Annotated in this window: 8 protein-coding genes; 7 read left to right on the plus strand and 1 reads right to left on the minus strand. The window is 47.1% G+C overall.

Features of this window, described 5'->3' with window-relative positions:
- From murC to lpxC, 5 genes are all read left to right on the plus strand, one after another.
- The gene (murC, locus tag HGO26_RS16585) at nt 1-1,467 is read left to right on the plus strand and encodes a UDP-N-acetylmuramate--L-alanine ligase (RefSeq protein WP_105251197.1); all 1,467 of its coding nucleotides are present in this window, start codon (nt 1-3) and stop codon (nt 1,465-1,467) included.
- 151 nt (nt 1,468-1,618) lie between these two features.
- Complete coding sequence (locus tag HGO26_RS16590; RefSeq protein ID WP_168826587.1) at nt 1,619-2,368, plus strand: cell division protein FtsQ/DivIB; 750 nt, start codon at nt 1,619-1,621, stop codon at nt 2,366-2,368.
- Complete coding sequence (gene ftsA / locus HGO26_RS16595; RefSeq protein WP_006079897.1) at nt 2,349-3,584, plus strand: cell division protein FtsA; 1,236 nt, start codon at nt 2,349-2,351, stop codon at nt 3,582-3,584. The genes HGO26_RS16590 and ftsA overlap by 20 nt, the downstream gene beginning before the upstream one ends.
- Before the next feature lie 33 nt (nt 3,585-3,617).
- Nucleotides 3,618-4,805, plus strand: a complete 1,188-nt coding sequence (ftsZ, locus tag HGO26_RS16600) for a cell division protein FtsZ (RefSeq protein WP_106648312.1) — start codon at nt 3,618-3,620, stop codon at nt 4,803-4,805.
- Between the two features lie 182 nt (nt 4,806-4,987).
- A complete protein-coding gene (gene lpxC / locus HGO26_RS16605) occupies nt 4,988-5,908 on the plus strand; it encodes a UDP-3-O-acyl-N-acetylglucosamine deacetylase (protein WP_011845621.1) in 921 nt (306 codons plus the stop codon).
- A 12-nt stretch (nt 5,909-5,920) separates the two neighbouring features.
- On the opposite strand, the gene HGO26_RS16610 is transcribed toward lpxC, so the two are convergent.
- Nucleotides 5,921-6,367 (minus strand): DUF721 domain-containing protein, encoded by a 447-nt coding sequence (locus HGO26_RS16610; protein ID WP_106648311.1) that lies wholly within the window; start codon nt 6,365-6,367, stop codon nt 5,921-5,923.
- Nucleotides 6,368-6,394: 27 nt separating this feature from the next.
- Between HGO26_RS16610 and HGO26_RS16615 the strand changes: the two genes are divergently transcribed.
- Complete coding sequence (locus HGO26_RS16615; protein ID WP_105251201.1) at nt 6,395-7,294, plus strand: M23 family metallopeptidase; 900 nt, start codon at nt 6,395-6,397, stop codon at nt 7,292-7,294.
- Between the two features lie 60 nt (nt 7,295-7,354).
- Complete coding sequence (gene secA, locus HGO26_RS16620) at nt 7,355-10,081, plus strand: preprotein translocase subunit SecA (protein WP_168826595.1); 2,727 nt, start codon at nt 7,355-7,357, stop codon at nt 10,079-10,081.
- The last annotated feature ends 646 nt before the right edge of the window (nt 10,082-10,727 follow it).

Below are 10,727 nucleotides of genomic sequence, written 5' to 3' on the forward strand. Positions count from 1 at the left end.
ATGACTAAGACAGAAAGATACGCACAACTGAGAAGCATGATCCCAGAAATGCGCCGTATTAAGCGTATTCACTTCGTCGGCATTGGCGGCGCGGGCATGGGCGGGATCGCCGAAGTGTTAGTGAACGAAGGCTATCAGGTGAGTGGTTCGGATATTGCGCAAAATGCCGTGACCGACAGATTGTGTTTACTCGGAGCCAAGATCCAAATTGGTCATGCCGCTGAAAACGTGCAGCAAGTGGATGTGGTCGTCATATCAACCGCGATTAATCTGGAAAATCCAGAAATCCTTGCCGCTAAAGAATTACGTATTCCTATTGTGCGTCGTGCTGAGATGTTAGCCGAGTTGATGCGTTATCGACATGGTGTCGCGATTGCGGGCACCCATGGTAAAACCACGACAACGAGCCTTATCGCCAGCGTTTATGGCCAAGCTGGGCGGGACCCAACCTTTGTGATTGGTGGCTTGCTCAACAGTGCCGGTACCAATGCCAGATTAGGCACCAGCCGTTATTTGATTGCCGAAGCCGATGAGAGTGATGCGAGCTTTTTGCATTTGCAGCCTATGGTCAGTGTGGTGACCAACATCGAAGCCGATCATATGGATACTTATGGCGGTGATTTTGAAAAACTGAAATCGACTTTTGTGGATTTTCTACACAACTTGCCGTTCTACGGTGTCGCTGTGGTGTGCATTGATGATGCCGTCGTGCGTGAGATTCTGCCGCGTATTGGCCGTAAACACGTGACCTATGGTTTCAGTGATGATGCGGACGTGCAAGCACTTAATTTTAGCCAGCAAGGTCATCAGTGCCGTTTTACTGTCAGACGTAAAGCTAAAGAAGATCTCGATCTGGTGTTGAATTTACCGGGTCAACATAATGTGCTCAATGCGTTAGCGGCCATTGCGGTGGCGACTGAAGATGAAATCGACGATAACGCTATTACTCAGGCTTTAGTGGAGTTCCAAGGTATAGGGCGTCGTTTCCAGCATTTAGGCAAATTCGCCACGCCGAAGGGCGAAGTCATGTTAGTGGATGATTATGGTCATCATCCCAGCGAAGTTGCGGCGACCATTAAAGCTGCGCGCGCAGGATGGCCTGATAGACGTTTGGTCATGGCGTATCAGCCGCACAGATACACTCGTACCCGTGATTTGTATGAGGATTTTGTGGAAGTGTTATCACAAGTGGATTGCTTATTGTTACTCGATATTTATAGTGCGGGTGAAGCGCCGATCACAGGTGCGGATGGTCGCGCATTATGTCGTTCAATTCGCTTGCGTGGTCAGCTAGATCCGATCTTTATCGCAAGCCCAGATCTGCTTGCAGAAGTGCTGCCCGATGTATTGCAGGACGGGGATTTATTACTCACCCAAGGTGCGGGTAATATTGGCGCACTGTCACGACAGTTAGCGTCGTCTGGATTAGGGTTTGCTGTGGTGGAATTACCTGCGCAAGCAAGCTGATCTTTAGCGCTTGATCTGCGAGAAAAAGGAAATTTTGACCAAAGGATTTTGGTCTATATAATGGCCGGTTTTCTGTGGTTTTTAATGGGTGTCGTTAAAGGTGGGATGAAGCGTGTCTTGGAGTGATAAGAGGCGGCACTGGCGGGCAAGAATGTCACGGTTTAATTGGTATCAATGGAGCGGGGCTGGCTTTTTATTCTTCATCGTAGCCAGTTTTGTATTTGGTGGCTATCAGTTACATAAATTTTTGAATGATGCCAGCAACTTGCCGATTGAGGCCGTTGCCATCAAAGGTGAGCGGGTTTACACCACAGATAAAGATATACAAGTAGCACTACAGCATTTAATGCAGCGCAGTTTTTTTAGTGCTGACATTACCTTAGTGCAGCAGGCGTTAGAAGCTTTACCTTGGGTGTATCGCGCATCGGTAAGGCGTGAGTGGCCAGCGAAACTCAGGGTGTATTTGCAAGAGCAACAACCCGCAGCTCATTGGAATGGTGACTTGTGGTTGAACGTGCATGGAGAAGTATTCGAAGCGCCATCGCACCCAGAGCTTGAGCATTTACCGCAGTTATCTGGACCAAATGATATGGGCCTTGAGGTGTTGACTGTCTATGCACAGATCAACTCCCTACTAAAGATTAATGGCTTTACCTTAGCCAGTTTGAATTTAACGCCACGACATGCGTGGCACGCGACCCTTGGAAACGGTATCGTTTTAGATTTGGGTCGAGAAGATAAAATTGCACGGATACAACGATTTATTACTGTTTATCCGGTTTTGGCGAAACAAGAGAAATCCGTTGCCAGAGTAGATTTGCGCTACGACACAGGGTTGGCCGTAGGCTGGGGCGATGCACAAACAAGAGAGCCGATAATTAATGATCAAAAACCAAGATAGAAACCTTATCGTCGGATTGGACATAGGAACCTCTAAGGTCGCAGTGATCATAGGCGAAGTTCTGCCCGATGGCGAAATTAGCATAGTCGGCCTTGGTAACCATCCCTCAAGGGGAATGGATAAAGGTGGCGTGAACGATTTAGATTCGATAGTTCGCAGTGTGCAACGTGCGCTCGATCAAGCGGAATTAATGGCGGATTGCCAAGTGTCATCGGTTTACTTGAGTATTTCGGGTAAACACATCGCCTGCCAAAATGAAAACGGCATGGTATCGATCAACGATGAAGAAGTGACACAGGAAGATGTTGATAACGTGATCCATACGGCTCGCTCGGTGAAGATCCCGACCGAACGTCGCATTTTACACGTGCTGCCGCAGGAATATGCAATCGACGTTCAAGACGGTATTCGCAGCCCAATCGGTATGTCCGGTATGCGTATGGAGGCCAAGGTACACATAGTGACCTGCGCCAATGATATGGCGAAGAATATTACTAAGAGCGTTGAGCGTTGTGGCCTTAAGGTCGACGACTTAGTGTTCTCTGGGATTGCTTCAGCCGATGCTGTGTTGACCTTCGATGAGAAAGATTTAGGTGTGTGTATCGTCGATATCGGCGGTGGCACCACGGATATCGCGGTATATACCAATGGCGCCTTGCGTCATTGTGCGGTTGTACCGGTTGCAGGTAACCAAGTGACGAACGACATTGCGAAGATTTTCCGCACGCCGTCGTCACATGCTGAACAAATTAAAGTGCAGTTCGCCTGTGCTCGCAGTTCTATGGTGAGCCGCGAAGACAGTATTGAAGTGCCATCGGTAGGTGGTCGTCCATCGAGGAGCATGTCACGTCACACGCTCGCCGAAGTGGTAGAACCAAGATACCAAGAGCTGTTTGAGCTTGTGCTTAAAGAGTTGAAAGACAGTGGATTAGAAGATCAAATCGCCGCAGGTATTGTGCTCACAGGTGGCACAGCGTCGATTCAAGGTGTGGTTGATATTGCGGAAGCGACTTTTGGCATGCCAGTTCGCGTAGCGTCACCGCTACCGATCAAAGGTTTATATGAATACGTGGACCAGTCTATTTACTCCACAGGAGTCGGACTGCTTCATTACGGCGCACGACGGGTGATCGAACGTCAGTTCGAACGTCCTGAGCGCCAAGGGGTAACTAGCGCTTGGAATCGGGTCCAAAGCTGGTTTAAGGGCGAATTTTAATTTTCATAACGCAGGCAACACGGAGATCAGACAATGTTTGAGATCATGGATACTCACTCAGACGACGCGGTGATTAAAGTCATCGGCGTTGGCGGCGGCGGCGGTAACGCTGTCGAACATATGGTCAAACACAACATTGAAGGTGTTGAGTTTATCGTTACCAATACAGACGCTCAGGCCCTGAGAAAATCAGGCGCTGGCTCAACAATTCAATTAGGACGCGATGTCACTAAAGGTCTTGGAGCAGGGGCAAACCCAGATGTGGGTCGTGCTGCAGCTGAAGAAGACCGCGAAAACATTCGCGCGGCAATCAAAGGTTCTGACATGATCTTTATCGCTGCCGGTATGGGCGGTGGTACAGGTACAGGTGCTGCACCTGTTGTGGCTCAAATCGCACGTGAAGAAGGTATTCTGACCGTTGCGGTTGTGACTAAGCCTTTCCCATTCGAAGGGAAAAAACGTATGGCTTACGCTGAGCAAGGTATTGCTGAGCTGGCTAAGCACGTGGATTCGTTAATCACGATCCCGAACGAAAAATTATTAAAAGTATTGGGCCGTGGTACTTCTTTACTCGATGCGTTCGCCGCAGCGAATAACGTGTTACTTGGGGCGGTACAAGGTATTGCCGAGCTTATCACTCGTCCAGGTCTGATTAACGTCGACTTCGCCGACGTGAAGACTGTGATGTCTGAAATGGGTAATGCCATGATGGGTACTGGCGTCGCTCGCGGTGAAGACCGCGCTGAAGAAGCGGCCGAAGCTGCTGTTGCCAGCCCATTATTAGAAGACATCGACTTAGCCGGTGCGCGTGGTGTGTTAGTTAACATTACTGCGGGTATGGACATGAGTATCGAAGAATTCGAAACTGTCGGTAATCACGTTAAGGCTTACGCCTCTGACAACGCGACTGTGGTTGTTGGTGCTGTCATCGACCCTGAAATGAGTGATGAGCTGCGTGTAACCGTTGTTGCGACCGGTATTGGCGCTGAAAAGCGTCCAGATATCCAATTGGTTTCTAAACCTGCACCTCGTCCAGAGCCTGTAGTTGTTGAACCAAAAGTCGAAGCCTATGTCGAAGAAGCTGCACATGTGAACTATGCAGCGCCAAAAGGCAACGTGTTGCCAGCGGCTCCGCAGCCAGCTCCTACGCCTGCACCATCGACAAAGCATGAATTGGATTATCTTGATATTCCAGCATTTTTGCGTAAGCAAGCCGACTAGCGAGAGCGTTTGAGTCCAGCGTAATATGTGAGGTGTTGTTCGTTTTGGGCAATACCACAACATAGCTGCATTTGTGTGACATAATAAAGTTATGTTATTATGTTGAACCAGTGCGGCTCGATTTGCCGACGCTGAGTGTACAAATATTAGGCTTTATAATTGGCATATAAACGGGTAACTGAATGATATTTCAACGAACTGTTCAGAAAATGGTGAAAACAACTGGTGTCGGATTGCATTCTGGCAACAAGGTCACTTTGAGCATTATGCCCGCGCCCGTTAATTCAGGGATCGTACTCGTGCGCACCGATTTGAGTCCTGCCGTCGCCATCCCAGCGAAGGCGGAGCAAGTTCGTGAAACCACTATGTGTACGGCACTTGTCAATGACGAAGGTATTCGTATCTCGACCATTGAGCATTTATTTGCAGCACTTGCGGGTTTAGGTATAGATAACGCTGTAATCGAAGTGGACGCGCCTGAAATTCCTATTATGGATGGCAGTGCAAGCCCATTCGTCTTCTTGTTGCAGTCTGCGGGTATTAAAGAGCAGGCCGCGCCTAAGAAGTACTTAAAGATTAAGCGCCCTGTGCGCGTTGAAGATGGCGATAAATGGGCCGAGTTAAAACCGTTTAAAGGTTTTAGAGTCAATTTTAAAATTGATTTTGCGCACCCAGAAATCGCTCGTAGCCAACAGCATGTGGTGATGGACTTTTCAACTTCTGCTTTCGTGAAAGATATCAGCCGCGCCCGTACTTTTGGGTTTATGCGTGATATCGAATATTTGCGAGCCAACAACCTAGCGTTGGGCGGCAGCATGGAAAACGCTGTTGTACTTGATGAATATCGCGTCCTTAATCCCGACGGCCTGCGTTATGAGGACGAATTTGTTAAGCACAAAATTCTAGATGCGTTTGGTGATTTATATGTAGCTGGGCACGCTATTTTAGGTGAGTTCACTGCTTATAAAACTGGTCATGCGTTGAACAACCAATTGGTGCGTGCTTTACTCGCGCAACAAGATGCGTGGGAGTTGGTCAGCTTCGAAAAAGAAGCCGATGTCCCAGTCAGCTTTACCGTACCAGGTGGCGCTGTATTTGCTTAAAAAGCGGTAAGATTATTTATTACGGCTGGCCAATGAGGCCAGCCGTTTTAGTTTTTCACCCAGTGAACCGCCAATATTTTCCGCTAATGCTGCAATGTGCTCTGCTGCTGCTGGGCTTAATTCTTTATGTCCCTGTTTAGGCTTTGCGTCATACATTGCTAATCTCGGGTTGACTTTAACTTCAATTGCGGTAAGGATTGGGAGCGTTTCTGCTTGAAGCTGGGTTAATAGCTTCGGCTTTTGGAAATTAATTCGCGCAGCCCAAGCTGCCGAAGTGGTTTCAACCACAAGAACACCCTGGCGGAAATTAGCGACTTTTAGTTGCTCCGCAACAGGACCTGCAATAATCTGCTTCACATGCTGATCCAGATACATAAGTAGTTCCGCTTTCTCAGCAAGGTCGGGTAATTTTCCCGATTGATGCAGTAATTGGCTGAGATCTTGAGGGGGCTTTTTCATATGATAATAAGATGGCTGAATTAGGCTATGAGTGTAACAGTATTTATTCAAGGTCGGAATGGCGTCACACGCTGGCAGCCCAGTAAACGCTGGTTGCTACTTCCAATACTATTGTTGGCCACTGGGTCCGGTATTTATCAACACAACTCCGCTCGATTTCAAGATCAGCAAGCCAGTGTCGATAACGATCGTCTCGTGCGCGAACAACAAAAGAAACAAGTCTTAGAGCTTAAAAGTGCTACTGAGTCTCAACTGGCTATGCTTGTGACTCATGTTGCACGTATGCAAGCCAAGATCACCCGTCTCGAAGCTTTAGGTCAACAGGTCGCCCAGCAGAATAAGTTGGATGAAGATTTTGATTTTTCATCCGAGGTTGGTGTGGGTGGTTTGAGCGAACTAGGCACTAACATCGAGCTCGGACAGCTTATCGACGATATGGATAAGTTGGCATCTCGAATTGACAATAATAATGTTCAGCTTTCACTACTTGAAACAGTGTCATCTAACCACCATATAGATGATGAACGTTATATATCAGGTATCCCGCTCGATAAAGGTTGGTTGTCGTCGCCCTACGGATTACGTAATGACCCTTTCAACGGTCGCAGGTCTGTGCATAAGGGGATTGATTTTACCGGTCGAGAAGGAGCTAAAGTTGTTGCGACTGCTGCAGGCGTGGTGACTTTTGCTGGAAATATGTTCGGTTATGGCGAATTGGTTGAAATCGACCATGGTAACGGTTTGCATACGCGTTATGGCCATAATAAAGCTTTGTCAGTGACTGTAGGTGATGTGGTCGCAAAAGGCGATGCTATCGCCAGTATGGGAAGCACTGGGCGCTCAACTGGGGCTCATGTGCATTATGAAGTGTTGCGCGGCGGACAGCAGATAGATCCACAAAAGTTTGTCTACCGCAAAGCAAGTTAATTGAAACATTGGCTTCTAGTTTCCATCATGGACTTGGCCTACAGAGAATAAGTGATTCAGATGTTTGGTAAATTACTGACAAAAGTATTTGGTAGTCGCAACGACCGCACCCTTAAAGGGCTTCAAAAGATCGTTATTAGCATTAACGCATTAGAAGCTGATTATGAAAAATTAACCGATGAAGCATTAAAGGCGAAAACCGCAGAGTTCCGTGAGCGTTTAGCTGCTGGAGCTTCATTAGATAGCATCATGGCTGAAGCCTTTGCGACAGTACGCGAAGCGTCTAAGCGTGTATTTGATATGCGTCATTTCGACGTACAGTTACTCGGCGGTATGGTACTCGACAGCAACCGTATTGCTGAAATGCGTACGGGTGAAGGTAAAACCTTAACGGCAACCTTACCCGCTTACTTAAACGCATTGACAGGTAAAGGCGTCCACGTGATTACAGTGAACGATTACTTGGCACGTCGTGATGCCGAGAATAACCGCCCACTGTTTGAGTTCCTTGGTTTAACCGTAGGAATCAACGTCGCAGGCATTGGCCAACATGAGAAGAAATCTGCGTATAACGCCGATATCACTTACGGGACCAACAACGAGTTTGGTTTCGATTATCTGCGCGATAACATGGCGTTTTCACCGCAAGAACGGGTTCAACGTCCGTTGCATTACGCCCTAATCGATGAAGTGGATTCAATCTTAATCGACGAAGCGCGTACGCCGCTGATCATTTCTGGCGCTGCCGAAGATAGCTCTGAGCTATACATCAAGATCAACACCCTGATCCCTAATCTTATCCGTCAAGATAAAGAAGATACGGAAGAGTTTGTGGGTGAGGGCGACTACAGCATCGATGAAAAAGCCAAACAAGTGCATTTTACCGAACGTGGTCAAGAAAAAGTAGAAAACCTGTTGATCGAGCGCGGCATGTTAGCCGAAGGCGACTCACTCTATTCTGCAGCTAATATTTCCCTATTACACCACGTCAACGCGGCGCTTCGTGCGCACACGCTGTTTGAACGTGATGTGGATTACATAGTACAAGACAACGAAGTCATCATAGTCGATGAACACACGGGTCGTACTATGCCAGGTCGTCGTTGGTCAGAAGGCTTACATCAAGCTGTCGAAGCCAAAGAAGGCGTACACATTCAAAACGAAAACCAAACATTAGCTTCGATCACTTTCCAGAACTACTTCCGTCAATACGAGAAGCTGGCAGGTATGACAGGTACAGCTGACACTGAAGCGTTTGAATTCCAACACATCTATGGATTAGACACAGTCGTTGTGCCTACTAACCGTCCAATGGTGCGTAAGGATATGGCGGATTTAGTTTATTTGACCGCCGATGAAAAATATCAAGCGATCATTAAAGACATTAAAGATTGCCGTGAACGTGGTCAGCCAGTATTGGTGGGTACAGTATCAATCGAACAGTCTGAACTGTTAGCGAGCTTAATGGTGCAGGAAAATATCCCGCACGAAGTTTTAAATGCTAAATTCCACGAACGAGAAGCAGAAATCGTCGCGCAAGCTGGCCGTACTGGCTCTGTGACTATTGCGACGAACATGGCAGGTCGTGGTACCGATATCGTGCTTGGCGGCAACTGGAACATGGAAATCGATGAACTCGATAATCCAACAGCAGAGCAAAAAGCTAAGATCAAAGCCGATTGGCAAATTCGTCATGATGAAGTCGTTGCTGCGGGTGGTTTACATATCCTAGGCACAGAACGTCACGAATCACGCCGTATCGATAACCAGTTACGTGGTCGTGCGGGTCGTCAAGGTGACGCGGGTTCATCACGCTTCTACCTGTCGATGGAAGATAGCTTAATGCGTATCTTCGCCTCGGATCGTGTTTCTGGCATGATGAAAAAGCTGGGTATGGAAGAAGGCGAAGCGATCGAGCATCCATGGGTGTCACGCGCAATCGAAAACGCTCAACGTAAAGTTGAAGCCCGTAACTTCGATATCCGTAAGCAATTACTCGAATTTGATGACGTCGCTAACGATCAACGCCAAGTGGTTTACGCCCAGCGCAATGAGTTGATGGATGCGGAAAGTATTGAAGATACTATCCAAAACATCCAAGACGATGTGATTGGCGCAGTAATTGATCAGTATATTCCACCGCAATCAGTAGAAGAGCTGTGGGATATCCCAGGTTTAGAGCAACGTCTACACCAAGAATTTATGCTCAAATTACCTATCCAGGAATGGTTAGATAAAGAAGACGATCTGCATGAAGAGAGTCTACGTGAGCGTATTATTACTGCTTGGGGCGATGCGTATAAGGCAAAAGAAGAAATGGTTGGCGCACAAGTGCTACGCCAGTTTGAAAAAGCCGTTATGCTACAAACGCTCGATGGCCTGTGGAAAGAACACTTAGCGGCGATGGACCATCTGCGTCAAGGTATCCACTTACGTGGTTACGCGCAGAAGAATCCAAAGCAAGAATATAAGCGTGAGTCGTTTGAGTTATTCCAACAACTATTGAACACCTTGAAACACGACGTCATCAGTGTGCTGTCGAAAGTACAAGTGCAAGCTCAGTCAGATGTGGAAGAAATGGAAGCGCGTCGTCGTGAAGAAGATGCCAAGATCCAGCGCGACTATCAACACGCAGCGGCAGAGTCGCTTGTTGGCGGTGGTGATGAGCATGAAGCTGTCACTGCGCAAGCACCGATGATCCGTGATGGTGACAAAGTGGGTCGCAACGATCCTTGTCCTTGTGGCTCTGGTCGTAAGTACAAACAATGTCACGGCAAGTTAAGTTAATCTGCTGACAGATTAAGCCTACTGAATAAGTAGAATAAAACGTACACTAAAGGCAACTTATCTAAGTTGCCTTTTTATTTCTTCCATTAATTAAGAATTAAGCCTCACGTTTACTCCCATGTCATCCGGATTACATTCTTACTCTTCTTTATATAGCTAATTGTCGTTATTCTCCATTGAACATCATTTCATTCTTATCGATAGCCATTAAAACAAAGCCATCGCTGTAGCAAATTTAACCGTAAAAACCCATTTTGTGGATAAGTCTGAGGATAAAGTGGGGGTATTGTGTGACTAACTGAAAGTATTAAAAAAAGATCCATTTTTCTCAAAAAAGCCCTTGCGGACTTTCTCAATCTCCCTATAATGCGCATCCACTGACAGGGCAGACAGCGTAACGCAAGTTAAGCAAAGAAAGCCAAGCAGTTCATCGGTTAGCAAGCTAAACGATGAGTGTTGAGAAAGTTGAAAAAAACTACTTGACGCACTAACGGGAATGCGTAGAATACGCAGCCCTGACCCGCTGAAAACTCAGTGTGTGGTCAACGCTCTTTAACAATTTATCAAGCAAATCTGTGTGGACACTCACAGGTGTTGAGTTAATCGAAACTGCTTAACCTTCGGGTTGGCAGTCAAAAATTTAAAT

The organism is Shewanella oncorhynchi, assembly GCF_012584455.1.
Taxonomy (GTDB): Bacteria; Pseudomonadota; Gammaproteobacteria; order Enterobacterales; family Shewanellaceae; genus Shewanella; species Shewanella oncorhynchi.